The sequence below is a fragment of the Magnetococcales bacterium genome, assembly GCA_015231925.1.
Lineage (GTDB): Bacteria > Pseudomonadota > Magnetococcia > Magnetococcales > JADGAQ01 > JADGAQ01.
The window spans coordinates 1-26,281 of record JADGAQ010000040.1; the positions used below are offsets into that span (position 1 = coordinate 1).

Below are 26,281 nucleotides of genomic sequence, written 5' to 3' on the forward strand. Positions count from 1 at the left end.
GGGTCCAGAGCAATGCCCTGGGACTCTTCCGTCTGCTGTTGACTTCCGAGCCCATGGGGTCCAGGGGGCAGCCCTGGGACGTTTCCTTTCGCCGTTGACACAATCATGCTGCACTGTTCAAGGGTCTGAATAGGTACAGAATAAAGTCAAAAAATTGAATATTTTCTTTTTTTGATTTCTTAAAAGAGAAAATATTGAAAATCAACAAAAAATATTAGTTCCGTCTATTCCATCCCTTCCTCACCCGATGGATTCTTCGAAAAGAGCACAACCCGGTTGCGCCCCTCCTTTTTGGCCTGATAAAGAGCCTCATCGGCCATTTCCACCAGAAGAACCGGCGTCATGTCGGGCGTGGGAAAGATGGAGGCCACTCCCACACTCATGGTCACCGTATCGGCCACCAGTGAGGCTTCGTGGGGGATGGCCCGAGCCTCGACATTCTGACGGATGCGCTCTCCCAGAGCGATTCCGGCTTCTCCCCGACACTCCGGCAGAACGCAGACAAACTCCTCGCCACCGTAGCGACCCAGAAAATCGACCTTGCGTTTCATGACCTGGGCGGCGGCCTGAGCCACGCGAATCAGGCAGGCATCTCCCGCCGGATGACCGTAGTGGTCATTGTAGAGCTTGAAATGGTCGATGTCCATCAGGATGACCGTCAGGGAGTGGTGGTGCCGCGCGGCGCGGTACCACTCGAACTCCAGGAACTGGTCGAATCGGCGCCGGTTGCACAGCTTGGTCAGGGGATCACGGGTGGAGAGCTGTTCCAGGAGATCGCCACGGCGCTTCAGTTCGATGTGGGTTTTGACCCGGGCCAGCACGATGCTTTCGTGAAAGGGTTTCTGAATGAAATCGACGCCGCCGGTCTCAAAAGCGCGGGTTTCACCGGCCACGTCGGTGATGGAGGTGAGAAAAATGACCGGAACCGTGACCATGCGGGAATTCTGCTTGAGCGTTTGACAGAACTGGTAGCCGTTCATGCCGGGCAGCATGATGTCCAACAGAACCAGATCGGGCAGAGGGTCGGCGCAAGCCACCCGTCGCAGTGCTTCCTCGCCGTTTTTGGCCACCAGGAGCTGGTAGTGGGGGGAGAGCAGGGCAACCAGCGCATGCAGGTTGACCAGGTCATCCTCGACGATCAGGATTGTCGGTTTTTCCGAATCAGTCATGGCGATCCATCGTTACCAGAATTCGTTGGGTGGGTCGAATAGACCTGAACGATCGCATCCAGGGTCGAAAGGGCCTCGTCGAAGGCGAACCTGCCGAGCTGTCCGGGCATTTTCGCCAGCAACGGGTCACAATCCGGCCCGGAGAGGGAGGGGGAGAGGCGTTCCAGGTGTTCGGAGGCCCGGATATTGCCCTCCTCGATCAGGTGTCTCAGGAGGTCGAGTCCCTGTCGAAGCTCCCCGACCGGCAGCTTCTTCTGCGCTGGGGCGGGAAGGGTTTCGAGCGGAGGGGGTTCGGGCAAGGTGGAGAGGGAGGTCAAAACCTGTTGCAGGGCGCTTTCAAAATCCTGCAGCACGGACTCCGTTCCTTCGCCGATACCCTGCTTCAAGTGGGCATCCAGCGCCGATGAGGCCTGAAAAAGATTCCGGGCTCCCAGCGTGGCGGAGGTGCCCTTGATGGTGTGGACCAACCGCTCGGTGGATTCGGCATCCCCCTGGGCGATTCCCTGTCGGATTTCCAGGGCGCAGTGCCGGTATTTGTTGAAAAACTCCATCAGCAGTTTGGCGTAGAGCCCTTTTTTGCCCTGCAGGCGCGCCAAACCCTCGGCTATTTGGATGCCTTCCAGGTGCACCGGCAACAGAGTCGACCCGTCGTCCGGGGCGGGCCTCCGGGGAGATGGCGGATGGTCCGGTGTGTTCGCGGAAGGGCTTGTTTCCCCTCCTTTGAACAGGGCCACCAGTTTACGGAACATCTCCCGTGGATCGACAGGCTTGCCGATGTGTTCGTTCATCCCGGCTTTCAGGCACTTTTCCCGATCTCCGCCCAGGGCGTTGGCAGTCATGGCGACGATAAGCAACTCCTTGCGCCCCAGTTCCCGGCGGATTTTGCGGGTGGCCTCGTAACCGTCCATGACCGGCATCTGCACATCCATCAGCACGCAATCGAAGGTATTGTCACGCACCGCCGCAACGGCTTCGGCGCCGTCGGTGGCCAGGGTGAGGAGCATCCCGTTGCTCTCCAGAAGCTCGATGGCCACCTGTTGATTGATTTCGTTATCTTCCACCAGGAGAATACGTTTGCCCCGCAGCCCCTCCAGGCCATCGACAACCCGGTCGTCGGCCTTGGAAAAGGTCGTGTCGGAGCCGGTGGCGTTTTCTCCCAGTACCGCCAGGACCGTATTGAACAACAGGGAAAGGTTGATCGGTTTGATCAGAAAGGCATCCAGCCGGGTGTTTCGCGCGGCCAGCATGACATCCTCACGGCCGTAGGCGGTGATCATGATGATGCGGGGCGAAGCCAGCGCGGGGAAGTCACGTTGCAGGCGACGAGCGGTTTCGATGCCGTCCTGTTGGGGCATCTGCCAGTCCAGGAAGATCAAATCGAAGGGGGGCGGGCAGGGGTTCAGGGTGGAGAGAAGGGCGAGAGCCTCACTGCCCGAGGCCACGGCAGTCACCTGGAAGGAGAAAGATTCCAACGCGGCGGTAAGCGATTCGCGGGCGATGGCGTTGTCATCCACCACCAGAACCCGCAAGCCCACATATTTGCGGTCCGGCAGGTGATAGCGTCGTCTTTCCACGTCGCGACGACCGAAGGTGGCGGTGAAATGGAAGGTGGTTCCCTGATTGGGGCGGCTTTCCACCCAAATCTGGCCTTCCATCAGGGTTACCAGTCGCTTGCAGATGGCCAGACCGAGGCCGGTACCTCCGTATTTGCGGGTGGTGGAGCTGTCTGCCTGGGAAAAGGCCGTGAACAGGCGGGCCATCTGTTCCGGGGTCATGCCGATTCCCGTATCCCGCACCGAAAAACGCAGGGTGGCACGGGTTGTCTCCAGGCGTTCCACGGCAACCGAAACGATCAGCTCACCCTGCTGGGTGAACTTGACCGCGTTGTTGGTCAGATTGATCAGAATCTGCCCCAGCCGAAAGGGATCCCCGATGAGAAAGCGAGGCACCTCGCGGTGCTGAAAGAAGCAGAATTCCAGATGCTTCTCTTCGGCTTTGAGCCCAACGAGTTTTGCCACACTGGTCAGGACATCGTCCAGGTTGAAGGGGATCGTTTCCATGTCGAGACGGCCCGCCTCGATCTTGGAGAAGTCCAGGATGTCGTTGATGATGCCAAGGAGGGACTGGGCGGAGGATTGGATGGTGTTCAGATAATCCCGCTGTTTATCGGTCAGTCCGGTGCGCAGGGCCAGATGGCTCATGCCGATGATGGCATTCATCGGGGTGCGGATTTCATGGCTCATGTTGGCCAGGAAATCGCTCTTGGCACTGCTGGCAATCTGGGCGGCATCCTTGGCTCTTTCCAGTTCGCGGGTTTTCTCCCGGAGTTGGTTTTCCCGGAAGACGATATTGCTGATATCCTGGATCTGCACCATGCACAGGCGACGGCGGTCGGCCAGGCGCAGGGCTTTCACCTGGACCATCTGATCCATGCGCTTTTGCCCGAGAGCGCCGACGGCTGCGGAGAAAATGGGGAAGGGGGTCGGTGTCAACTTGTGGGAGAGCAGGGTCGGAAGACCCAGGGTGAGGGCCGAATGCACCGCTTTGAGGATGCGACTGCCCTCCAGTTCGGGGAAAACCTCGGCCAGGGAGCGATTCAGCGCCCTGGCCCGGGTGATCTGGGAGGCTCTTTCCATCCATTGGTTCCACAGACAGATGATTTCGTCCTCATTGATCAGGATGATTCCCGTCAAAGCCTCGTCAAGAGCCTTGTGGTACTCTTCCGCAACCAGATGAACGGGGTGGTTCCGGGTCATGGAATCCTACCCGGATGAGTCATTTCAAGGGGTGTGTGCGGGAAAGGGGGACCGATCACAATGCACCCAGGATGGTTTGCAGTTCCTTTTTCAGAACGGCCATGTCTCTCTCGGTGAAGAGCAGTACGACGTAACCGTGCAGGCTGACCTCATTGGACATCTCGTCTCCGGTTTTGAAATCCATCATGAGGAAGAAGGCCTGTTTCGGTGAGTCGGCCTGATCCAACTGCAATTCCCGTTCGTTGGGGTCCGTCAGGTGGCTGTCGATGTCGAGGAGTTGATCACAGGTGGCGCGGAGAAACTCCGCCGATTCGAATTCGAACTCCACCGACATCATGTCGGTAAAACTGGCCAGAAAGGCGTTGAGGATGATATTGCCCACATCCAGCAGGGTCTCCTGTTCCAGTTCGGTCAGAGCTTCCAGGGGCATGCTGTCGGCCAACAGGGTGCGTACCAGTTCCAGGCTTTTGGCTCCGGGGAAAATCAGCAGAGCCGTGCCGTTGAGTTCGCCCCGGAAACGCTGCCGAATGGCCACCATGGGCGCGTTTTCGTCCAGCCCGACCAGGCGTTTGGCTTCGCTGCGGGAGACTACGGCAAGTTGTGGCAGAGAAAGCAGAACCTCCTTGTTGACCATCTGGCTGAGGGAGTCCGCCGCCATGCCCAGGCCCATGTTGAAGAATTCCTTCAGGGCATCCTGCTCGTTTTCCGATATTTCGGTCATGGGTACGCGCCTTGTTCAGGAAAGGATGGCCTCGATCTTTTCACGGGTGACGGGTTTCTTGATGAATCCCAGCCCCAGAGCTTCGGCGCGTTCCTGCATTTTCTGCTGCACATTGGCCGTGACCAGGTGGATGGGAAGATTCGGCAATGTTTCAAGGAGCTTGATGGAGAGTTCGACGCCGTTCATGCCGGGCATGTTGAAGTCGATCAGGGCCAGATCAAAACGGTGTTCATGGGCTGCCCGAAGGGCGGATTCGCCGTCCACCGCTTCGACCAGTTGCCAATCGGGAAAGAAATCGGCAAAAACCTTACGTAACATCAATCGCACCAGATTGCTGTCATCCACAACCAGAACCTTTTTTTGCCCCATCTCCCAACTCCTCGCATCCTCTGATTTGCCCATCGCCAGGGGCCGGCTTTATTCCTCGCCCCCGGCGGCGGAAGCGTGTAAATTCAAGACAACGGCGATAGTTAACCCATTATGGTAGATGAACGTGTTTGATGATGCCACCCGTAACGAATTCCTGGCCGAGTTTTTTACGGAAAACCGCCATGCCTTGAGCCAGATCGAACAGGGGCTGCTGCGGCTGGAATCCGCCGACTTCGACGAGGAGTTGGTCAATACGGTGTTCCGCAACATGCACACCGTCAAGGGCAACTGCCGCATGATGGAGTTCACCCTGCTGGAAGGGTTGACCCATGAGGCGGAGAGCCTGCTGGACCACTTGCGGGAACAGCGGATCCATGCCGATCAGCTCTTCTGCTCCACCCTGTTGCAGGTTCTGGATCACATTCGCGCCACCCTGGATCACATCGAACGTTTCGGCGACGAAGGGCAAGCCGATTTCAGCACCCTCATCTCCGCCATTCGCCATATCTACGAGAGCGCAGACGAAGCCTATATTTTTCGGGGGGAGACGGGTGGCGCTAGCGGACAGCCGGAGGGAGCCGACGTTTCCCGGTGCCTGACCGAACCTCCTCATGCAGATGCCCAATCGGCCACCCGACTGGAAACCATCCAGATTCCCATCAACCGCCTGGATCACCTGATGAACCTGGTCGGCGAACTGGGAGCCTCCTTCAACCATCTGCGCTATACCTGGCAGCGCAATCCCTCCGGGGTTGTTCAGTCCATGGAGTCCATGGATCAGCACATCGTTTCGCTGCAAAACGAGGTGTTGCAATACCGTCTGCAACCGATCGGCCGTATCTGGGACTCCTATCCCCGTCTGGTGCGGGATCTGGCGGTGGCTACCGGAAAGAAGGTGCTTCTCGAACTGGCAGGCGAGGAGACCGAGGTGGACCGCACGATTCTGCTCTCACTCAAAGAGGCGCTGGGCCATATGATTCGCAATGCGGTGGATCATGGCATCGAGTCCGTCGAGGAGAGAGTGCGGGTCGGCAAGTCGCCCATCGGGCGGGTCAGGCTGCAGGCGGAGCAGAAACATGGCCAGATCTTTTTGGAGATGGAGGACGACGGGGGCGGCATCCATGTGGACAGGGTGCTGGCCAAGGCGGTGGAGCGGGGTCTGATCACGCCCCAGAAGTCTGCGGAGATGAAAGAGGAGGAGATCCTTCGCCTGGTCATGGAACCGGGTTTTTCCACGGCGGCGGAGGTGAGTCGTCTGTCCGGACGGGGAACGGGTCTGGACGTGGTCAGGACGGCGGTGGAAAAGGTGGGCGGAACGGTGCAGATTCGGTCTCAAGCGGGTCAGGGCACCCGTTTTCTGCTGCGCATTCCCCAGAGTGTCTCCATCGTGCCGGCGCTTTTGGTGCGGGCTTTGGAGACCGGTTACGCCATTCCGCAGGCCCATGTGGTGGAACTGGTTTCCCATTATGGGGAGGGTGTGAGAGGCCATCTGGAGAGCAAGATGCAGTGGCCCATGATCCGTTTCCGGGAGCGTCTGTTGCCTCTGCTCTCCCTGGGGCAGGTATTGCGCCGCCGGGGCATGACCGGGGAGGGCGTTTACCGGGAGTTGGTTTCTCAAACCACGTTGCAGGTGGCCATTCTGCACAGCGAGGAGAAACTCTTCGCCCTGGAGGTGGACGCGATTGATGAGCCGGTCAGTATTGTGGTCAAACCGTTGCCACGGGCCTTGGGGGCACTTCCGCTCTTTTCCGGAACGGGGATCATGCCGGATGGTACGGTTTCGTTTCTGCTCAATGTTCCGGAGTTCTATCGTTTGTTGGCGTGCTGAGTCGGTGGAGTTCTTTAATATCTTTTGACTTTCAATGTGTTATCTTTTAAGTATCAAAAAAAGAAAATGTTCTGTCCTTTGACTTTTGTAACTATTCAGATATACGGGGATTTGGGGGGATTATCCCCCCGGCGGGTCCATGGCAGCGCGCGGGACTCTTCCGTTTGCTGTTGACTTCCGACCCCATGGGGTCCAGGGGGCACCCCTGGGACGTTTCCTCTTGCCGTTGACACGGTCATGCTGCACCGTGCAGGGGTCTGAATAGTTACTGACTTTTTTGATGTAACTTTATTTAGATATTATATAATTCTTCTTGGTCTATAATTCTGAAAGAGTTAAATAAAGGTAAGTCAACGGATAGAACATTTCCTTTTTTTTGATACTTAAAGATAACATATTGAAAGTCAAAAGGTTTGATTCGGTTGGCGGGAATATTCCAACTCCCTCTCTAAATATTCATTCAACAATTCTTCCGCAGCCGCCGATCCCCGATTCAGCCAGACATCGGGTACCCCCCCCTCCAGAAGCACTTTCCAGAATCGACTGCGTCGTGAGGGATCGGGAATGCGTTGGGCCACCTCGCTACGCTTGAGGCTCATCCAGGCGGCGAGAGCGGGCAATTCTTCGGGAAGTGCCGCCCCCAGACGTTTCTTGAGATAGGAGGCCAGGGCCGGTGAGGCTCCTCGGGTGGAGATGGCCACGGTGACCGGAGCCACCTGCACCACAGCCGGCCACTGCACGCTGCAAAACTTAGGGCGATCAACTACATTTAAAAAGATGTTTCTTTTGCGGCATTCTGCAGACAAAAACTCATGAAAGACGCTGTCGCCCCAGGCACAGAGTACAAGCCAGCACCCTTCCAGATGATCCGGATGAAAAGGCCACTCCAGCCGCCGTGCCCCCTCGGGAGCCTCCCATGTCTCTTCCCGTGGCGGAATCAGCAGGCGAGGGAGCGCTCCCGCCTGCAGCAGGGCCGCCGTCTTGTTCCGGGCCTCCTCGTCGGCTCCGATGACCAGGCAGGGTTTGTCCGTCAAATCCAGAAACAGGGGCAGCAAGGCCGACATTTCATCCTCTCGCCGGTGGAGGTGTAAAGGCCCGCCATTTTGAACGCTCCGCCTCTCCACGCCAACCGTTTTCCTGCGGCCCCGAACGGGTATATCCTTGCCCTTGCGGCGAACCGGCGCTTTTCACGGAGGAATCCCATGCCCGACAACCATCTGGACGTGCGCGACCTGCCCCACCCCCAACCCCTGTTGACCATTCTGGAAGCGACCACCCGGCTGGCGCCCGGAGAGACCTTGCACGTCACCCACAACCGCATTCCCCATCTGCTCTACCCGCGTTTGGCGGAACGGGGGCTGCAGTGCATCACGGAACAAACCGGCGCGGAGCTGGTCCAATTGCGCATCACACGCCCGGGGGAGAGTGCATCATGACCGAAGACGAGGTTGTCGAAAAGATCGGCGAGTTGACCCGGAACTACTACCAGGACGATCAGTTCTCCTGCGCCGAAGCCCTGCTGCGCGCCTTTGCCGAAGTTTTCGCCTCCCATCGCTTCGACCCGGTCAGCATCACCCGGCTGGCCACACCGCTCAACGGCGGTTTTTCCGAACTCAAATCGACCTGCGGTGTCCTGACCGCCGGCATGATCGCCATCGGCATGATCGCCGGACGCGAGCAACCGGGGGACGAGGACGCCAAGGAGGAGACCTACACCCTGGCGCAGATCTACCACCAACGCTTCATGGCCGCCGTCGGCACCGACTCCTGCAAGGAGCTGCTGTCGCGCTGGCAGGACCAGGGTGTGTCCAAGGTCCACTGCCACCGCCATACCGAGGAGATGGCCCGACTTTTGGCCCGAACCATCCTTCAGGTGGGTTTCCATGAGTTGGAACTGGATGAGTGACCGTCCATTCCTGCATTGAGGTTCCTTTGACGAAGCCGATTTTCTTGGAGTATAACATCTCCCGCTTGTAAATCACCCCATCGAGAAAACAATTGCGGAGTTCGGGGAGAATGGTCGTGTGCAATCGGTCCCTGGAAGCAGAAGTGGATTCCGAAAAGGTTCGGCACTGGATTGATGAAATCGGTTCGGAACCCCAGGCTGCAGTTCCCTTGTTGCAGGCCATCCAGGGCGAGTACGGTTATTTGCCCCGCAAGGCCATGGATCTGGTGGTGGCAAATACCCGGATCAATGCCAGCCAGCTTTACGGCGTGGCCACTTTTTACGCCCAGTTCCGCCTCAAACCCGTGGGACGCCATCTGATCAAGGTGTGCCACGGCACCGCCTGTCACGTACAGGGCGCCGACCGTCTCAACACCTCCCTGCGACATATTCTGGACATCACCGATCCCAAGGAAGATACCGCCTCGAACGGCAGCTACACCATCGAGAACGTGGCCTGCATCGGCTGTTGCAGCCTGGCTCCGGTGATGGTCATCGGGGAGACCACCTACCCGACGCTGAAAGGGGCCGACGCCCAGCGCGCCCTGCGGCAGCATGCCAGGGAGCGTAACGAAATCCTGCCCGGCAACTTTCAGGAGGTGGATCAATGAGTGCGGCCCTGCCTCGCATCATTACCGTGGGAGAGGGTACCTGCGGCATCGCCGCCGGGGCCAAAGAGGTTCAGGAACTGCTGCGTCACCGCTTCCCGGAAGCCGAGTACCGCACCGTGGGCTGCCTGGGTATGTGCCATCGGGAAGTGATGGTCGAAATTACCGGCGACGATGGCAAACAGTTCCTCTACGGCAACGTCAACAAGAAGAACCTGCCCAAGATCGTGCGGTTCCACCGGGGGGAGGGGCCGCTGCCGGAGGGGAATTTCATCCGCTCCACCGACCAGCCGGAGACCGAATCCGCCGGATTCCTGCAAGGCCAGACCCGCATCGCCCTGCGCAATGTGGGCACCATCGACCCGACCTCCCTGGAGGCCTTCTTGTCCAGGGGCGGCTACGCGGCCATCGGCAAGATCCTGGGGCAGGGACTCTCCCCCGAAGCGGTCATCGAGGAGGTGCGGACCTCCCAGATTCGGGGTCGGGGTGGTGCGGGTTTTCCCACCGCCACCAAGTGGACCTTCGCCCGCAATGCCCCCGGCGAGGAGAAATATCTGGTATGCAACGGGGATGAGGGGGACCCGGGGGCCTTCATGGATCGATCCCTGTTGGAAGGGGATCCCCATTCGGTGCTGGAAGGCATGCTGATCGCCGCTTACGCCATCGGCGCCACCCACGGTTACGCCTACATCCGGGCCGAATATCCCCTGGCGCTGAACTACTTCGGCAAGGCTCTCGCGGACGCCCGGACCGCCGGTTATCTGGGCCGGAACATTCTGGGCTCGACCTTCTGCTTCGACGTGAAGATCAAGGAGGGGGCCGGGGCCTTCGTCTGCGGGGAGGAGACCGCGATGCTGGCCTCCATCGAGGGGCATCGCGGCATGCCCCGCATTCGCCCGCCCTTCCCGGCCATCAAGGGGCTCTTCGGCCATCCCACCATCATCAACAACGTGGAAACCCTGGCCTCCCTGCCCTGGATCCTGGTCAACGGCGGCAGCCGGTACGCCGCCTACGGCACCCCCGGCAGCAAGGGCACCAAGGTTTTCGCCCTGGCGGGCGCGGTGGCCCGGGGCGGTCTCGTCGAAGTCCCCATGGGAACCACCATTCGCCACGTTCTGGAGCAGATCGGCGGCGGTTCCGCCACCGGTCGGCCTTTCAAGGCCGTGCAGATGGGCGGGCCCAGCGGTGGCTGCATCCCCGAATCGATGTTCGATACCCTCATCGATTACGAGGCCATCAACGCCACCGGCGCCATCATGGGTTCCGGCGGCATGATCGTCACCGACAGCAAGTCGTGCATGGTCGATCTGGCGCGTTATTTTCTGGAATTCACCCAGATCGAGTCCTGTGGCAAATGCACCTTCTGTCGCATCGGCACCTTGCGCATGAAGGAGATCCTGGCCCGTATCTGCGAGGGCAAGGGCACCATGGAGGATCTGACCACCCTGGAGAACCTGGGCCCCTCCATTCGCGAAGCCAGCCTCTGCGGCCTGGGGCAGACCGCTCCCAATCCGGTTTTGACCACACTGAAATATTTCCGTGACGAGTATGTCGCCCACATTCAGGAGAAGCGTTGCCCCGGCGGCATCTGCAAGGCCCTGATCACCCACACCATCCGGAACGACAAGTGTACCGGCTGTTCCATCTGCAAACGGCAATGTCCGGTCAGTTGCATTTCCGGCGAGTTGAAGAAACCGGAAACCTGGGTGATCGATCACCACCTGTGCATCAATTGCGGCATGTGCGCCGAGGTTTGCAAGCCCGACGCCATTCTGGTGCAATGATGCCGGTCAGACGCGGGTCCCCTCAGACTCCACGGGTACGGAGAAGATCCTGATGAGCGAGCCAATTACCATTACCCTGAACGGTCAATCCCTGCAGGTGGATCCCCAAAGGACCATCCGGGAGGTGGCCGAGGCTCATGGCGCCTCCATTCCCACCTTCTGTTACGATGACCGGTTGAAGCCCTTCGCCTCCTGTTTCCTCTGCGTGGTGGAGGTGGAAAAGGCGCGCGGTCTGGTGCCCGCCTGCAGCACCCGGGTGGCGCCGAACATGGTGATCCATACCGATTCCGAGCGGGTTCACGCCTCGCGGCGCATGGCCCTGGACCTGCTGCTCTCCGATCACGCCGGTGACTGCATCGCTCCCTGCGAAGCCACCTGTCCGGCCAACATCGATATCCAGGGCTATATCGCCCACATCGCCAACGGTCAGTTCGACGCGGCGGTGCGTCTGATCAAGGAGCGCAACCCCCTGCCGGTGGTTTGCGGCCGCATCTGTCCCCATCCCTGTGAATCCCAGTGCCGGCGGGGGCTGGTGGACGAGCCGGTGGCCATCAATCCCCTGAAGCGTTTCGCCTCCGAGTACGAGATCAGCCACGGCCCCTTCGTGGGAACACCCGCGCCGGACAGCGGCCACAAGGTGGCCATCATCGGCGGCGGACCGGCGGGCTTGTCAGCGGCCCACTATCTGCGCCTGGCCGGTCACGCCGTGGAGATCTTCGAAGCCCTGCCCTCCCTCGGGGGCATGGCCCGCTACGGCATTCCGCGCTTCCGCCTGCCCTGGGAGTTGATGGACAAGGAGATTCGCACCATTCTGGACCTGGGGGTGACGGTTCATCACAATCAGCGGCTGGGGCGGGATTTCACCCTGACCGATCTCAAGGCCCGTGGTTTCGGGGCCATTCTGCTGGCCATCGGGGCCCATCTGGCCAAACCGATGCGTATCGAAAACGAGGATGTTCCGGGCGTCATCGGCGGCGTCGATTTTCTGCGCAAGGCTGTTCTGGGCGAGCCGATCGAACTGGGCGAACACGTGGTGGTCATCGGGGGAGGGGATACGGCCATGGACTGCGCCCGCGTGGCGCGTCGGCTGGGAGCCCAGGTCACTCTGGTCTATCGCCGCACCCAGGCCGAAATGCCGGCCTTGCCCCAGGAGCAGGAAGAGTGCATGGAAGAGGGGGTCGAATTCCGCTTTCTCACCGCGCCGACCAAGGTTCAGGTCGGTCCCGGAGGACGCGCTCGCGGCTTGCAGGTCATCACCATGGAGTTGGGGGAGCCGGATGAGTCGGGCCGCCGTCGTCCGGTGCCGTTGGTCGACAGCGAGGAGGATATCGACTGCGATCTGGTCGTGGCCGCCATCGGCCAGGATCCGGACCTCTCCTGCCTCGAAGGCGAGCCGCGGAAACCCGGCACCACCCGCTGGAAGACCATCGTCTACGACGAAAAGACCCAGGTGACCTCCCTGGACGGGGTTTTCGCCGCCGGAGACTGCTCCTTCGGCCCCGATATTCTGATCCGGGCCATCGGGGAGGGGCGTCGCGCCGCCATGGCCATGCACCTTTATCTCCAAGGCTCCCCGGTGACCTTGACCAAGCCTTACGCCATCTCCCGGGGGCGGTTGGAAGAGCTGGAAATGGCCGATTTCTCCCCCCGCTACGTCCACAAGAAACGGGCGCTGGAGACCACCCTGGAGGCGGAAGAACGCCTGCACAACGGCGGTTGGGGGGCCATCAACATCGGCTTGAACGAGGCCCAGGCCCTGGCGGAAGCCAGCCGCTGCATCGAGTGCGGCTGCAATGCCCGCTTCGACTGCGATTTGCGTCGCTATGCCACCGAATACGACGGCAGCGAAGCCCGTCTCAAGGGGGACAGACGCTGCTACGACGAAGACAAGCGCCATCCGCTGATCCGCATCGAAGGGGACAAGTGCATCACCTGCGGCAGTTGTGTGCGCCTGTGCAACGAGGTGCGCCAGATCAATGCCCTGGCTTTTATCAATCGGGGTTTCGTCACCCGCATCGGGCCCAACTTCGACGATCCGCTGCAAGACACCGGTTGCGATGCCTGCGGCATGTGCATGGATGTCTGTCCCACGGGTACCCTGTCGCCCAACACCGGCAAAGAGGCGGGGCCCTGGAAGTGGCAGGTGGTGGAGACGACCTGCACCGCCTGCAGCCTGGCTTGTGGTTTGGCCGTGCATGTGGCGGAAGGGCGGGTGGTCAAGGTGACCAGCATCGCCGGCGATCCGGTCAACGGGGCCGTCATCTGCGCCGAGGGGCGTTTCGCCTGGCGGTTGCTGGCGCAACGCAGTCCTGCCCGCGGAGAGGCCGTGGCCACAGTGGCCGAACAGATCGCCAAGGCCGGCAATCTCGCCGTCGTGGTGTCGGCGCGAGCTGTTGTGGAGGAACTCTATGCCGCGAGTCTTCTGGCGCGCAGCCGGGGCGGTCAACTCTACTATGTGGCCGGTGATCGGGTGCGCCCCTCCTCCAAACCGGCGGGCAAGATTCGCGGCGAAGCCAATCTGGCCTTTCTGAAAAGCCTGGGAGCCAAACCCTGGCCCGATCAGGCCAGCGCCGACGTGCTGGTGCTGGTCAATACCTCCCTGGGGCGGCTGGCCCCCACCGGGGCGCGGCTCGTCGTCCTCTCCTCCCAGGCGGCGGACAGCTCCGTGGACCACTGGCTGCCGGTAGCCGATCCCCTGGAGTACGAAGGCTGCCTGCTCGACCGGGAAGGGCGTCTGGCCCGTTTGCGTCCCGCCCTGAATTCCGGGGAGCGCCGCAGCGCCTACGCGGTTTTGGCCGGACTGATCGGGGATGCCTCCTTGCAGAGTCTGACGGGATTGCGTCAGGCCCTGGTGGCGGAGGTGCCGGCCATGCAGCCCGTCCTGAACGGCAGCGGCGGGCGTATCGGCGCTTCACGGCTGCTGGAACCGGAGTTGATGCCCGTCGGGGCCGATCTCAGGGAGATGGCCTTCAGTGCCCATATGTCGAGTCTTGCCCTGGCCTGGGAGTGATCGTGCATGAAGACCTTCGAGGAACTCATCCAACTGGCCATCCGTCACGAATTGATCGAAGCGGCCTTTTACGAGGATCTGGCGCAGCGCAGTCAGAGCGAGGATCAGAGGGACGCTTTGCTGGCTCATGCCCGGGAGGAGATGGAACACAAGCGGCACCTGGAACGGATTCTGGACCAGGGGCGGTTGCCCCGTTTGAAACGCTTCCCCTCGGAGGATCTGCATCTTTCGGAATACGCCGTCGTCAGCGACGATCCCGAAAAGAGTCTGGATTACGAGTCGTCGCTGCTTCTGGCGGCCAAGAAGGAGAAGGCCACCCAGGCTTTCTATCTTTCCCTGGCCAGAGAGGTGGGCGATTCCGAGGTTCGGGACGTGCTGGAGTTTCTGGCCCGGCAGGAGGGAAATCACGCCAGAAAGCTGGAAGCCCAGTACGACGATACCTTGAAGGAAGGATGAAAACCGGGTGATTGCCAACCCGTCTTTTCTGGTCTTTTTGGGCTCCTGTCCCGATCGCGTCGGATTGATCGCGGCGGTCAGCGGCTTTTTCGCCATGGCCAGGGTCAATATCGTCAAGCTGGAGCAGCATGTCGAGCGGGGGCGCTTTTTCATCCGGGTGGAGGGACAATCCCTGGAGTTGCACCAGAGCCTGGCCGATTGGAACGCCGCTTTCGCCGGGCTGGGTCGCACTCTGGACATGACCTGGCAGTTTTTCGATCCCCAGGTCTCCTGCCGGGTGGCTCTGCTGGCTTCCAAGACCCTCTCCTGCCCCATGGAGGTTCTGACCGGGCAGTATGACGGCAGTCTGCCTGTCTCCGTCTCCTGTTTGATCAGCAACCATTCCGATCTGGCCGAGGTTGCGTCCCGTTTCCGTCTGCCGTTTTATCACATTCCGGCTCTGACGGGCTCCCGCGATCACGAGGCCGAACAGTTGCGGGTGCTGGCCAACCACGAGGTCGATGTCGTGGTGCTGGCCCGTTACATGCGCATTCTCTCCGGCGACTTCCTGCGGGAGTTGAACAAACCGGTCATCAATATCCATCACTCCTTTCTGCCCTCCTTCGCCGGTTCCGATCCCTATGGCCAGGCGTTTGCGCGGGGGGTCAAGCTGATCGGGGCCACGGCCCACTTCGTCACGGAAAAGCTTGATGAAGGCCCCATCATCGCCCAGGATATCCACCCGGTACATCACGGCTACTCGGTGGAGGAGATGAAGCGCTCCGGGGCCCACATCGAAAAGAGCGTGCTCGCCGGAGCCTTGCGCAAATTCGCCGAACACAAGATCATCGAGTGGAACGGGCGCACCGTCGTCTTCCATTAATGTCCCTTTGCCACGGAAAGATCCCATGAGCCAGGAACGCACGGTCATCACTCCCACCCGGCAGGCCAACTTTCCCGAGTGGTATCAGGAGGTGATCCGCCATGCCGACCTGGCGGAACACTCCGTGGTCCGGGGCTGCATGGTCATCAAACCCTGGGGTTACGCCATCTGGGAGTTGATTCAGCAGGATCTCGACCGGCGCTTCAAGGAGACGGGCCATCAAAACGCCTATTTCCCGCTGCTGATTCCCATGAGTTTTCTGGAAAAGGAGGCGCAGCACGTCGAGGGTTTCGCCAAGGAGTGCGCCGTCGTCACCCACTACCGTCTGGAAGGCAACGGGGAGGGGGGGCTGCGTCCGGCTCCCGGGGCGCAACTGACCGAGCCCATGATCATCCGGCCCACCTCCGAGACCATTATCGGACACTCCTTCGCCAAGTGGCTGACCTCCTACAACGACCTGCCCATCCTGATCAACCAATGGGCCAACGTGATGCGCTGGGAGATGCGCACCCGCCTCTTCCTGCGCACCTCCGAGTTTCTCTGGCAGGAGGGGCATACCGCTCATGCCACGGATCGGGAAGCTGTCGAAGAGACCATGCGCATGCTCGATGTCTACGAGCAGTTCGCCCGCGACCGTTTGGCCATGCCGGTGATCAAGGGGGAAAAGACCCCCGGCGAGCGGTTTCCGGGGGCGGTCGACACCTACTGCATCGAAGCCATGATGCAGGATGGCAAGGCGTTGCAGGCGGGTACCTCCCATTTCCTGGGGCAGAACTTCTCACGGGCCTATGATATCGGCTTCACGGGATCCAATCAGCAGCGGCAACTGGCCTGGACCACCTCCTGGGGGGTCTCCACCCGCCTGATCGGCGGCATGATCATGACCCACAGCGACGACGACGGCCTGGTGCTGCCTCCGGCCATCGCCCCGGCCCAGATCGTCCTGCTGCCGGTGGCCAAGGCCACGGAGATGGAACAGGTGCTGAACTATTGCCAGGATCTCTCCAGGGAACTGTCGGCCAAACACTATGCCGGGCAAGCCCTGCGCGTTCACATCGACCGCAGCAACCTGCGGGGGGGCGACAAGTTCTGGAAAGCGGTGGGCAAGGGGTATCCCCTGCGGGTCGAAATCGGCGGACGGGAAATGGCCGGCGACACCCTGACCATCTCCCGGCGGGACCAGAGCGCCAGGGAGCGTACCTCCATGCCGCGACAGGAATTCTTGCAAAAAGCCCCCTTCCTGCTTCAGGATATACACGATAGCCTGCTGGCCCGGGCCACGCGCTTCCGCGACGACCACAGCGTGGTCCTGGAGAGCAAAGAGGAGATGGAACGCTTCTTCGATCGCAACGAGGCCAAGGTGGCGGGGTTCGTGCGTGCGCCCTTCCACCTGGATGCGGAAACGGATCCGGCGGTGATCGAACGCATGAAAGAGCTTAAGCTGTCGGTGCGCTGCCTGCCCCTCGGGGAGCAGGGCCGACCGGGTAGATGCCTGTTGACCGGCAAGGAGACCCGGAATGTGGCCATTATTGCCCGCAGCTATTAGGGCGTGTTGACATTCACCATCTTTCGGCCCCTGGCCGCGTTGCAATCCGGTTCGGAATGCTCATGTAGGCGAGCTACACTCCGCTTCCTCACCGTCTTGCGCCTTGCCAGGAACCAAAATCTGGCAAATGTCAACACGCCCTAGTGGAATACGCCGGGAAAATGTCCACTATTGGCGGGGACATTCAAGTCCGTTATACTGAATTCGGATGTGGTCGATAAATCGCGCTCAGGGAAGGGTGTGGTGGAACGCATCACCGGAAAACGAGCTCAAACCATGGGAGGTGGTTTGGCCGCCTGCACTGACCAGACGGAGACTCCGTGTCCTTCTACAAGATTCTCATCGCCAATCGCGGCGAAATAGCCGTTCGCATCATCCGGGCCTGCGCGGAGATGGGCATCCGTTCCGTGGCCATCCATACCGATGCGGACCGGTTTTCCCTTCATGTCAAGAAGGCCGACGAGAACCACTCCATCGGATCCGATCCGGTGGCGGGCTATCTCAATATTCCGCTGATCGTCGATCTGGCCGTGAAGACGGGTTGCCACGCCATCCACCCCGGATACGGTTTCCTCTCGGAAAATCCACTGTTCGCCGAGGCCTGCCTGAAACGGGGTTTGACCTTCATCGGTCCCCGTCCGGAGGTGATCCGCGCCATGGGCGACAAGACCGAAGCCCGCAAGGCCATGATGCGGGCGGGTCTGCCGGTCATTCCCGGTTCCGACGGCAATCTGAGCGGGCTGGACGAAGCGGTGACTCTGGCGGAGAAGATCGGTTATCCGGTCATGCTGAAAGCCACCAACGGTGGCGGCGGGCGGGGCATCCGCCGCTGCGACAACGTCGAGGCCCTGCGCCTGAACTACGATCGGGTGCTTTCGGAGGCCACCAAGGCCTTTGGCAGTGCCGAAATCTTCATGGAAAAGTGCATCGTCAATCCACGCCATGTGGAGGTGCAGGTCCTGGCGGACAATTTCGGCCATGTGATCCACCTCTTCGAGCGGGACTGCTCCATCCAGCGGCGCAACCAGAAGCTGATCGAAATCGCCCCCTCGCCCATGCTGGACGACGCCCAGCGGCAGTATCTGGGAGGCCTGGCGGTCATGGCGGCCCGCACCGTGGGCTACACCAGCGCCGGGACCATCGAATTCCTGCAGGACGAAACCGGGCGCTTCTACTTCATGGAGATGAACACCCGCGTCCAGGTGGAACACACCATCACCGAGACCATCACCGGAGTGGATATCGTCGAGGAGCAGATCCGGGTGGCCCAGGGTCTGCCCCTGCGATTCGCCCAGCATGAAATCCGCCATCGCGGTTATGCCATCCAGTTCCGTATCAACGCCGAAGATCCCAAAAACCAGTTCCTGCCGAGTTTCGGACGCATCACGCGCTACTATGCGCCGGGTGGACCGGGAGTGCGTACCGATACCGCCATCTATACCGGCTACACCGTGCCGCCCTACTTCGATTCCATGCTGGCAAAGGTGGTGGTCTGGGCCCTCTCCTGGCCGGATGCCCTCAATCGCGGCAAACGGGCTTTACGGGATATGGGCCTCTTCGGTATCAAAACCACCATTCCCTATTATCTTCAAATTCTTGACCATCCCGACTTCCGCAAGGGTCAGTTCGACACCGGGTTCGTCGATGCGCATCCCGAGTTGGTCAACTATTCGACCAAACAGCGGAAGGAAAATCTGGCGGCGGCGTTGGCGGCGGCCATCTGCGCCCATGCGGGAATGTAAGGCGCAAGGGAGTCGAATCATGTCGAAAATTTACGTCACCGACCTCATTCTGCGGGATGCCCATCAATCCCTTCTGGCCACGCGCATGCGGCTGGAGGACATGCTGCCCATCTGCCCCCAGTTGGACCGGGTCGGTTTCTGGTCCCTGGAGTGCTGGGGAGGCGCCACCTTCGACTCCTGCCTGCGCTTTCTCAAGGAAGATCCCTGGGAGCGGTTGCGCAAGCTGCGGGAGGCGCTGCCGCACACCCGGCTGCAAATGCTGCTGCGCGGTCAAAACCTCCTGGGCTACCGTCACTACTCCGATGACGTGGTGCGGGAGTTCGTGCGCAAGGCTGCCGATCACGGCATGGATGTGTTCCGTATTTTCGATGCCCTGAACGACACCCGCAACCTGAAAACCGCCATCGAGGAGGTCAAGAAGGCTGGCAAACATGCCCAGGGAGCCATCTCCTACACCACCTCCCCGGTGCATACCATCGCCGGGTTCGTGGCCATGGGCAAGGAGTTGCAATCCATGGGCTGCGACTCCATCGCCATCAAGGACATGGCGGGGTTGTTGACCCCCTTTGCCACCGGCGAGCTGGTCAGGGCCCTCAAGGATGCGGTGCATCTGCCGCTGCACCTGCACTCCCATGCCACTTCGGGGCTTGCCGAGATGTGTCATCTCAAGGCCATCGAAAACGGGCTGACCCATATCGATACCGCCATCTCCTCCATGGCCGGGGGTACCTCCCATCCCCCCACGGAGAGCATGGTGGCCGCGTTGCGGCACACGCCCTACGATACGGGGCTCGATCTGGAGGCCATTCAGGCCATCGGCATCTATTTTTACCAGATTCGCCCCAAGTACCATCAGTTCGAAAGCGAATATACCGGTGTGGATACCCGGGTGCAGGTCAATCAGGTTCCCGGCGGCATGATCTCCAATCTGGCCAACCAGTTGCGGGAGCAGAACGCCCTCGACAAGATGAACGACGTGCTTCGGGAGATCCCCCGGGTGCGGGAGGATCTGGGCTATCCGCCCCTGGTCACCCCCACCTCCCAGATCGTGGGCACCCAGGCGGTGTTCAATGTCCTGACCCCGCAGCGTTATCAGAGCATCACCAACGAGGTGAAACTCTATCTTCAGGGGCGCTACGGCCGTTCCCCCGCGCCGGTGGACCCGGAGCTGCAACGTATGGCCACCGGTGACGAAGAGTGCATCACCTGCCGGCCCGCCGACCTGATTCCGCCGGAGTTGTCCCGTTTGCGGGACGAGATCGGCGAGCTGGCGCTCTCCGAGGAGGATGTCCTCTCCTACGCCATGTTTCCCCAGGTGGGGCGGGATTTCCTCACGCAACGCCGGGACGGCAAGCTGATTCCCGAGCCGTTGGATCCACCGCCCTCTCAGACCAAGGGGGCGACCTGCCCCGGTCCCACCGAATTCAAGATCCACATGCACGGAGAGACCTTCCACGTCAAGGTGACGGGGGCCAGCCACAAGGGTCAGGCGGAGCGCCGTTTCTATTTCAACGTGGACGACGTTTCGGAAGAGGTGGTGGTCGAAACCCTCGGGGAGATGAACTTCGACAGCTCGATGGCCTCCAGCCGGGAGACCTCTCCCACCGGACGGCTCATGGCCACGGAGCCGGGCCATGTCACCACCACCATGCCGGGCAAGATCGTGGCGGTTCTGGTCTCCGTGGGCGACGTGGTCGCTGCGGACCAGCCGGTCCTGGTTGCCGAGGCCATGAAGATGGAGACCGAGATGAAAGCGCCCATCGCCGGAACGGTCAAGGAGATCTATATCGAAAAAGGCCAGGCCGTGACTCCCCGGGAGGCTCTGCTCTGGATCGTGCCTTGAGTTCTTCGGGGTGGATCCGTCCACCCCGGTTCTGATCCATGTCCCAATCCCCCACCGATCTTCTCTTCGAAAAAGCGCTTGCCTGGCGGCAGCGGGGCTCCTTCGGCCTGGCCGAAGCCGCTTTCCGCCAGGTTCTGCAGCACGATCCCCATCATCCCGAAGCCCTGGAACACCTGGCTCTGCTGCTTCAGGAGAGCGGTCGGCGGGAGGAAGCCGAAGACCTTTACCGACGCCTGCTGTCGCACTCGCCGCAACGGGTGGAGGCGCTGAACAACCTGGCCAACTTGGTGCGCGACTCAGGCCGTCTCGACGAGTCGTTGCGCCTGTTGGAGATGGCGCTGACCCTTCGCCCGGAGCTGGCGCCGCTGCACAACAATCTCGGTATCGGCCACTATCTCATGGGCCGACGCGAGCAGGCCCTGCGCTGCTTCGAGGAGGCTTTGCAGCGGCAATCGGCCTATCCCGAAGCCTGGCGCAACCGGGGTCAGGTACTGTTGGAGCTGGGTCGTCTCGACGAGGCGCTGGCGGCCTTCGAGGCAGCGCTGGCGGTCCACGGGGCCTTTGCCGAGGCCCATTTGGGGCGGGGGGAGGCCCTTTGGGGGCTCAAACGGTGGGAGGAAGGGATTCAGTCGATGCAGCGGGCGGTGGCGTTGCATCCCTCCTGGGGTTTGGCTTGGGATCGCCTGGGACAGACCCTGGGGGAGGCGGGACGCCTCGACGAGAGCCTGCTGGCCCACAAGCGGGCGGTCTCCCTGGAACCGGGCAACGGATCCTTTCGCAACAATCTCGGACGTTCCCTGCTGGAAGCCCGGCGCATCGAAGAGGCCATGGAGGCCTTTGGGGCGGCTGAAACCCTCGGAGCCGACCTGGCCACCTGTGTCGCCAACCGGGGTTCCGCCCTGCTGCTGCTCAACCGGCCCGAGGAGGCGCTGCAGGCCTTCGAGCAGGCGCTGACCCTGGGAACGGGGGAGGTCTCGCTGTGGAACAATCCGGGAACCGCCCTTCAGGCCATGGGGCGGGTGGAAGAGGCCTTGAGCGCCTTCGACCGGGCCCTGGACCGGCATCGGTCGCCCGAGACGCTGTTCAACCGCAGCCTGTTGCTGCTGTTGTCGGGTCGTTATCGGGAGGCTTGGCCGGGATTCGAATTGCGCCACGAAACCCACCGGATGCGCCGTTTCCGGCGCGATTTTTCCTGCCCCCTCTGGCAGGGTGAGCCTCCGGCGGGACGCCGTCTGCTGCTGCACGCCGAACAGGGCTTGGGGGATACCCTGCAGATGCTGCGTTTTCTGCCCCGGCTTCTGGAGACGGGGGCGCAACTCGTCCTGGAGGTGCAGCCGCCTTTGAAACCGCTGCTGCTGCACCTTTCCGACCGCCTCACCTTGCTGCAAAAAGGGGATCCCCTGCCCGAATGCGATCTTCATCTGCCCTTGATGAGCCTGCTCTCCGTTTTGCAGGTGGACCTCGACACGATTCCGGGGCGGGAAGGCTATCTTCCCCTGAGCGGAGAGGCGGCGATTTCCGGCGTCCGCCCGGTGGTGGGGCTGGTCTGGCAGGGCAATCCCGATCATCTCAACGACCACAACCGCAGCATTCCACTGCCGTTGATGCGGGAGTTGCTCTCCCTGGAAGGGGTGCGTTTCCTTCTTCTGGCCCACGGCGCGGCGGCGCGGGAGCCGGAGCTTCATGCCATGGCCGGCGAACGGGTCGAATCTCGGGATATGGCCGAAACCGCCCGGATTCTGCAGGGCCTCGATCTGGTCATCACCGTGGATACCGCGATAGCCCACTTGGCCGGGGCCATGGGCAGACCGGCCTGGGTCTTATTGCCTTGGATGCCGGACTGGCGATGGGGTAGAGTAGGGGAGGTCAGTCCCTGGTACGCCTCGTTGCGGCTGTGGCGGCAGCGTGGTCCCGGAGACTGGCCGGAGGTGTTGGCCCGGGTAAGGGCGGCCTTGCCCGGATATCTGCATGGCCAAAACGGGATCCGTGACACACATGATGCAAATCCCTTCCGAGGAGACGCCCTCATGGGGCCTGCCGGCGGGTGAAGAGGCCTGGGACGATCCGCTGCTGCACTGTCTGGCCCTTCTGACCCGTTACCACGGGCGCCCCCGCTCCCTGCACGCCCTGCGGGCCGGATTGCCGCTGGAGGAGAACCGCATGACGCCCGCGCTGTTTTTGCGGGCGGCGGAACGGGCGGAACTCTCCGCTCGGGTGGTGCGCAAAGCCTTGAAGGGACTGACTCCGGCCATGCTGCCGGCGGTTCTGCTGCTGAATGGCCGACAGGCGGCCCTGCTGACCGCGTTGGATGTCGGGCGGGGCCTGGTCCGGCTGGTGCTTCCGGAAACCGGCAGCGGCGAGCGCGAGATGGCGCTTTCAGAGGTGCAAACCCTCTATCAGGGATACGCCATTTTCGTGGCGCCCCGCCTGCGTTTCGAAAGCGCCGAAGAGGAGCAGGGACCGAAAAAACCACCTCGCCACTGGTTCTGGGGCACCCTCTCCCGTTTCTGGCCGATCTTCGGGGAGGTGGTACTGGCCTCCCTGCTGCTGAACCTCTTCACCCTGGCTTCTCCTCTCTTCGTGATGAACGTCTACGACCGGGTGGTGCCGAACCACGCCCTGGAGACCCTGTGGGTGCTGGCGGCGGGGGTTGGGATGGTCTTCTTCTTCGACTTCCTGATCCGCACCTTGCGGGGTCATTTTCTGGATCTGGCCGGCAAGAAGGCCGATCTGCTCATGGCCCGTTTTCTGTTCGAACGGATACTGGGCGCCCGTCTGGAGAGCCGTTCCCAATCGGTGGGGGCTTCCGCCAAGCTGATGCAGGAGTACGAAGGGCTGCGGGATTTCTTCACCTCCGCCACCATGACGGCCTTCATCGACCTGCCTTTTCTGCTGCTTTTTCTGGGAGTGGCCTGGATTCTGGGGGGTAATCTGGTATTGCTGCCGCTGATGGCCATTCCGGTGGTGGTGCTGACCGGTCTGCTGGTGCAGTGGCCCTTGAACAAGGCGGTGCAGAGCAGTTTCCGCGAGAGTTCCCGCAAGAACGGCCTGCTGGTGGAGACGCTCTCCGGCCTGGAGACCATCAAGGTTCTGGGGGCGGAGGGGGGCATGACCCGGCGCTGGGAGGAGTTGGTGGCCATCAATGCCGGTACAGGGTTGAAATCGCGCTTCTTCTCCGCCCTGGCGGTCAACGTGACCCTGCTGTTTCAGCAACTGGTCTCGGTGGGGGTGGTCATCCAGGGGGTGTATCTGATTTCCGAAGGGGCCATGACCACCGGAGCCCTGGTGGCCTGCACCATCCTGACCGGACGGGCTCTGGCGCCTTTGGGGCAGATTGCGGGTCTTCTGGTACGCTTTCACCACTCCCGCGTCTCCTTGCAGGCGTTGAACCGGCTGGTCAATTTTCCCCAGGAGCGTCCCTGGGAGAGTTCCTTTCTGCATCGGCCCAAACTGCAGGGCGGGGTGCGTTTCCAGGATATCTCCTTCACCTATCCCCAGGCGCGGCAACCGGTGTTGCGCAATCTCAACTTCACCATCCATCCCGGAGAGAAGGTGGCCATCATCGGGCGCACCGGATCGGGGAAAAGCACGCTGCTGAAGCTGGTGGCGGGACTCTATCAACCCACCGAAGGGTCGATTCTGCTGGATGGCATCGATATCCGCCAGATCGATCCGGCGGATTTGCGCCGCAATCTGGGCTATGTGCAACAGGATCCCATCCTCTTCTCCGGTACGCTGAAGGAGAACCTGATGATGGGCAACCCCTATGCCGAGGACGAGGATCTGGTGAGAGTGGCCCGGCTTTGCGGCGTGGATCAACTGGTCAACCAGCATCCGCTGGGTTTTGATCTCCACATCGGGGAGCAGGGCAGCGGGCTATCCGGCGGGCAGAGGCAATCGGTGGCGCTGGCGCGGGCCATGATGGGCCATCCGGTTCTGTTGCTGCTGGACGAGCCCACCTCGGCCCTCGACAGCGGGGCGGAGGAGCGGCTGCGCCGGGAGTTGGGCCTGGCCACCACCAACGCCAGTCTGTTGCTGGTGACCCACAAGGCTTCCATGTTGACCATGGTGGAGCGCATCCTGGTGCTGGAGGGGGGGCGACTGGTGGCGGACGGTCCCCGGGATCGCATTCTGAAGCAGCTGGTGGAAGGGAAACTTCCCCTGGAGCGGGATGGGGGCGGGGCATGAACGACGATTGGAATCCGTCCACCTCGCAGGATGACTGGCTGGTGAGTCCGGGTGGCAAGTCGCATTTTCTGGCCCATCTGCTGCTGTGGCTGGCCATACTGTTCGTGGTGTTGTTCATTCTGTGGGCCCGGGTGGCCAGTCTGGACGAGGTGACGGTGGGTGAGGGCAAGGTCATTCCCTCGGGTCAGATTCAGGTGGTGCAGAATCTGGAGGGGGGCATCCTCTCGGAGTTGCTGGTACGTGAGGGGGATATGGTGGAGAAGGGGCAGATGCTGCTGCGCATCGACGACACCCAGTTCCGATCCAATTTCCAGGAGAACCGGGTGCGCATGCTCTCCCTGATGGCCAAGGCGGCGCGGCTGGAAGCGGAACTGGCGGGGCAGCCCTACGAGGTTCCCGCTGCAGTGAAGGCGGAAGCCCCCCGCACCGGGGAGAACGAGGCGGCGCTGTTCCGCTCCCGTGCGGTGGCCTTGAACAGCGCCACGCAGATCATCCAGCAGCAGGTGGAGCAGAAGCGCAACGAGGTGGGGGAGCTGCGCGCCAATCGGGCGCAACTGGCGCGTCGTTTGGAGTTGGCCCGCAAGGAGCTGAACATCACCCAGCCGATGGTCAAGCAGGGCATCATGTCGGAGGTCGAGTTGTTGCGCCTGCAGCGGGAGGTGTCGGAGCTGGAGGGCAGTCTGGAGGGCAACACCCTGGCCATTCCACGGGTGGAGGCGGCCCTGGAAGAGGCGCGTCGCAAGATGGACGAGCCGCGCATCACCTTCCGCAACGAGGCCCAGTCGGAACTCAACAAGACCCGGGATGAGCTGAATTCCCTGGAGGAGGGGGTGGCGGCCATCAAGGACAAGGTGGTGCGTACTTCGGTGCGCTCTCCGGTAAAGGGCACCATCATCCGGGTGAAGGTCAACACCCTGGGGCAGGTGGTGCGCTCCGGCATGGATCTGGTGGAGATTCTGCCCGCCGAGGAGACGCTGCTCATCGAAGCCCGCATCAATCCCAAGGATATCGGCTTTCTGAGGCCCGGCCTGCAGACCACGGTGAAGTTTTCCGCCTATGATTTTGCCATTTACGGGGGATTGGTGGGGCAATTGGAACAGATCAGTCCCGATGCCATCGCCAACGAGAAGGGGGAGAGCCACTACCTGATCCAGGTGCGCACCAAGGCCAACCGCCTTGGCGGCGACGAAAACCCCCTGCCCATTATTCCCGGCATGGTGGCCACGGTCGATATTCTGACCGGCAAGAAGACGGTGCTGGATTATCTGCTGAAACCGATTCTCAAAGCCAAAGCGGTGGCTCTGCGGGAGAGATGAGTCGGGAGTGATTGGGTTTTCGGGGGCCAATCCGCCTGCAACAATAGAGGGATGTCTATTTGGTAGGCATATTACAATAAATGTTATTCCAATTCTAAATCAATAGAGCATTAATTATCCACGGCCAAGCTGTGATTG

19 protein-coding genes are annotated in these 26,281 nt (G+C 61.3%); 14 read left to right on the forward strand and 5 right to left on the reverse strand.

Annotated features, from left to right (window positions below):
- Positions 1-224: 224 nt before the first annotated feature.
- From HQL56_06585 to HQL56_06600, 4 genes are read right to left on the reverse strand one after another with little or no spacing between them, the layout of a single operon-like run.
- Positions 225-1,169 (reverse strand): diguanylate cyclase, encoded by a 945-nt coding sequence (locus HQL56_06585; GenBank protein MBF0309176.1) that lies wholly within the window; start codon positions 1,167-1,169, stop codon positions 225-227.
- The gene (locus tag HQL56_06590; protein ID MBF0309177.1) at positions 1,166-3,925 is read right to left on the reverse strand and encodes a response regulator; all 2,760 of its coding nucleotides are present in this window, start codon (positions 3,923-3,925) and stop codon (positions 1,166-1,168) included. Before HQL56_06590 ends, HQL56_06585 begins: the two co-directional genes overlap by 4 nt.
- A gap of 55 nt (positions 3,926-3,980) precedes the next feature.
- On the reverse strand, positions 3,981-4,646 hold the full coding sequence (locus tag HQL56_06595) for a chemotaxis protein CheC (protein MBF0309178.1): 666 nt from the start codon (positions 4,644-4,646) through the stop codon (positions 3,981-3,983).
- 15 nt (positions 4,647-4,661) lie between these two features.
- The gene (locus tag HQL56_06600; protein ID MBF0309179.1) at positions 4,662-5,015 is read right to left on the reverse strand and encodes a response regulator; all 354 of its coding nucleotides are present in this window, start codon (positions 5,013-5,015) and stop codon (positions 4,662-4,664) included.
- 118 nt (positions 5,016-5,133) lie between these two features.
- On the opposite strand from HQL56_06600, the gene HQL56_06605 reads away from it, so the two are divergent.
- The gene (locus tag HQL56_06605) at positions 5,134-6,843 is read left to right on the forward strand and encodes a chemotaxis protein CheA (GenBank protein MBF0309180.1); all 1,710 of its coding nucleotides are present in this window, start codon (positions 5,134-5,136) and stop codon (positions 6,841-6,843) included.
- A 404-nt stretch (positions 6,844-7,247) separates the two neighbouring features.
- Here HQL56_06605 and HQL56_06610 read toward each other — a convergent pair whose 3' ends face one another.
- Positions 7,248-7,907 carry a bifunctional precorrin-2 dehydrogenase/sirohydrochlorin ferrochelatase gene (locus tag HQL56_06610; protein MBF0309181.1) on the reverse strand — a complete coding sequence of 220 codons (660 nt, stop codon included), beginning with the start codon at positions 7,905-7,907 and terminating at the stop codon, positions 7,248-7,250.
- Positions 7,908-8,045: 138 nt separating this feature from the next.
- On the opposite strand from HQL56_06610, the gene HQL56_06615 reads away from it, so the two are divergent.
- From HQL56_06615 to HQL56_06675, 13 genes are all read left to right on the forward strand, one after another.
- On the forward strand, positions 8,046-8,279 hold the full coding sequence (locus HQL56_06615) for a DUF2249 domain-containing protein (GenBank protein ID MBF0309182.1): 234 nt from the start codon (positions 8,046-8,048) through the stop codon (positions 8,277-8,279).
- Complete coding sequence (locus HQL56_06620; GenBank protein MBF0309183.1) at positions 8,276-8,749, forward strand: C_GCAxxG_C_C family protein; 474 nt, start codon at positions 8,276-8,278, stop codon at positions 8,747-8,749. The genes HQL56_06615 and HQL56_06620 overlap by 4 nt, the downstream gene beginning before the upstream one ends.
- A 116-nt stretch (positions 8,750-8,865) precedes the next feature.
- On the forward strand, positions 8,866-9,399 hold the full coding sequence (locus HQL56_06625; GenBank protein ID MBF0309184.1) for an NAD(P)H-dependent oxidoreductase subunit E: 534 nt from the start codon (positions 8,866-8,868) through the stop codon (positions 9,397-9,399).
- Entirely contained in the window at positions 9,396-11,180 is a 1,785-nt protein-coding gene (locus tag HQL56_06630; GenBank protein ID MBF0309185.1) for an NADH-quinone oxidoreductase subunit NuoF, read from the forward strand. The genes HQL56_06625 and HQL56_06630 overlap by 4 nt, the downstream gene beginning before the upstream one ends.
- A gap of 52 nt (positions 11,181-11,232) precedes the next feature.
- Positions 11,233-14,190 carry an FAD-dependent oxidoreductase gene (locus HQL56_06635; GenBank protein ID MBF0309186.1) on the forward strand — a complete coding sequence of 986 codons (2,958 nt, stop codon included), beginning with the start codon at positions 11,233-11,235 and terminating at the stop codon, positions 14,188-14,190.
- A gap of 6 nt (positions 14,191-14,196) precedes the next feature.
- On the forward strand, positions 14,197-14,646 hold the full coding sequence (locus tag HQL56_06640; protein ID MBF0309187.1) for a ferritin family protein: 450 nt from the start codon (positions 14,197-14,199) through the stop codon (positions 14,644-14,646).
- 7 nt (positions 14,647-14,653) lie between these two features.
- Complete coding sequence (gene purU, locus HQL56_06645; protein MBF0309188.1) at positions 14,654-15,508, forward strand: formyltetrahydrofolate deformylase; 855 nt, start codon at positions 14,654-14,656, stop codon at positions 15,506-15,508.
- 25 nt (positions 15,509-15,533) lie between these two features.
- The gene (locus tag HQL56_06650) at positions 15,534-17,054 is read left to right on the forward strand and encodes a proline--tRNA ligase (protein MBF0309189.1); all 1,521 of its coding nucleotides are present in this window, start codon (positions 15,534-15,536) and stop codon (positions 17,052-17,054) included.
- A 320-nt stretch (positions 17,055-17,374) separates the two neighbouring features.
- The gene (locus tag HQL56_06655; protein ID MBF0309190.1) at positions 17,375-18,796 is read left to right on the forward strand and encodes an acetyl-CoA carboxylase biotin carboxylase subunit; all 1,422 of its coding nucleotides are present in this window, start codon (positions 17,375-17,377) and stop codon (positions 18,794-18,796) included.
- Between the two features lie 19 nt (positions 18,797-18,815).
- Complete coding sequence (gene oadA, locus HQL56_06660) at positions 18,816-20,639, forward strand: sodium-extruding oxaloacetate decarboxylase subunit alpha (protein MBF0309191.1); 1,824 nt, start codon at positions 18,816-18,818, stop codon at positions 20,637-20,639.
- 38 nt (positions 20,640-20,677) lie between these two features.
- Positions 20,678-22,687: a tetratricopeptide repeat protein gene (locus tag HQL56_06665; GenBank protein MBF0309192.1), complete on the forward strand. Its 2,010-nt coding sequence runs from the start codon at positions 20,678-20,680 to the stop codon at positions 22,685-22,687.
- On the forward strand, positions 22,638-24,827 hold the full coding sequence (locus HQL56_06670) for a type I secretion system permease/ATPase (protein MBF0309193.1): 2,190 nt from the start codon (positions 22,638-22,640) through the stop codon (positions 24,825-24,827). The genes HQL56_06665 and HQL56_06670 overlap by 50 nt, the downstream gene beginning before the upstream one ends.
- Positions 24,824-26,143, forward strand: coding sequence for an HlyD family type I secretion periplasmic adaptor subunit (locus tag HQL56_06675; GenBank protein ID MBF0309194.1), 1,320 nt, complete (start codon positions 24,824-24,826; stop codon positions 26,141-26,143). Before HQL56_06670 ends, HQL56_06675 begins: the two co-directional genes overlap by 4 nt.
- Positions 26,144-26,281 lie beyond the last annotated feature (138 nt).

What these genes read in the sequence shown, in the direction of transcription:
- HQL56_06585 (MBF0309176.1), bottom strand. Translation starts at nt 1,169, where the DNA reads ATGACTGATTCGGAAAAACCGACAATCCTGATCGTCGAGGATGACCTG.
- HQL56_06590 (MBF0309177.1), bottom strand. Translation starts at nt 3,925, where the DNA reads ATGACCCGGAACCACCCCGTTCATCTGGTTGCGGAAGAGTACCACAAG.
- HQL56_06595 (MBF0309178.1), bottom strand. Translation starts at nt 4,646, where the DNA reads ATGACCGAAATATCGGAAAACGAGCAGGATGCCCTGAAGGAATTCTTC.
- HQL56_06600 (MBF0309179.1), bottom strand. Translation starts at nt 5,015, where the DNA reads ATGGGGCAAAAAAAGGTTCTGGTTGTGGATGACAGCAATCTGGTGCGA.
- HQL56_06605 (MBF0309180.1), top strand. Translation starts at nt 5,134, where the DNA reads ATGAACGTGTTTGATGATGCCACCCGTAACGAATTCCTGGCCGAGTTT.
- HQL56_06610 (MBF0309181.1), bottom strand. Translation starts at nt 7,907, where the DNA reads ATGTCGGCCTTGCTGCCCCTGTTTCTGGATTTGACGGACAAACCCTGC.
- HQL56_06615 (MBF0309182.1), top strand. Translation starts at nt 8,046, where the DNA reads ATGCCCGACAACCATCTGGACGTGCGCGACCTGCCCCACCCCCAACCC.
- HQL56_06620 (MBF0309183.1), top strand. Translation starts at nt 8,276, where the DNA reads ATGACCGAAGACGAGGTTGTCGAAAAGATCGGCGAGTTGACCCGGAAC.
- HQL56_06630 (MBF0309185.1), top strand. Translation starts at nt 9,396, where the DNA reads ATGAGTGCGGCCCTGCCTCGCATCATTACCGTGGGAGAGGGTACCTGC.
- HQL56_06635 (MBF0309186.1), top strand. Translation starts at nt 11,233, where the DNA reads ATGAGCGAGCCAATTACCATTACCCTGAACGGTCAATCCCTGCAGGTG.
- HQL56_06640 (MBF0309187.1), top strand. Translation starts at nt 14,197, where the DNA reads ATGAAGACCTTCGAGGAACTCATCCAACTGGCCATCCGTCACGAATTG.
- HQL56_06650 (MBF0309189.1), top strand. Translation starts at nt 15,534, where the DNA reads ATGAGCCAGGAACGCACGGTCATCACTCCCACCCGGCAGGCCAACTTT.
- oadA (MBF0309191.1), top strand. Translation starts at nt 18,816, where the DNA reads ATGTCGAAAATTTACGTCACCGACCTCATTCTGCGGGATGCCCATCAA.
- HQL56_06665 (MBF0309192.1), top strand. Translation starts at nt 20,678, where the DNA reads ATGTCCCAATCCCCCACCGATCTTCTCTTCGAAAAAGCGCTTGCCTGG.
- HQL56_06670 (MBF0309193.1), top strand. Translation starts at nt 22,638, where the DNA reads ATGCAAATCCCTTCCGAGGAGACGCCCTCATGGGGCCTGCCGGCGGGT.
- HQL56_06675 (MBF0309194.1), top strand. Translation starts at nt 24,824, where the DNA reads ATGAACGACGATTGGAATCCGTCCACCTCGCAGGATGACTGGCTGGTG.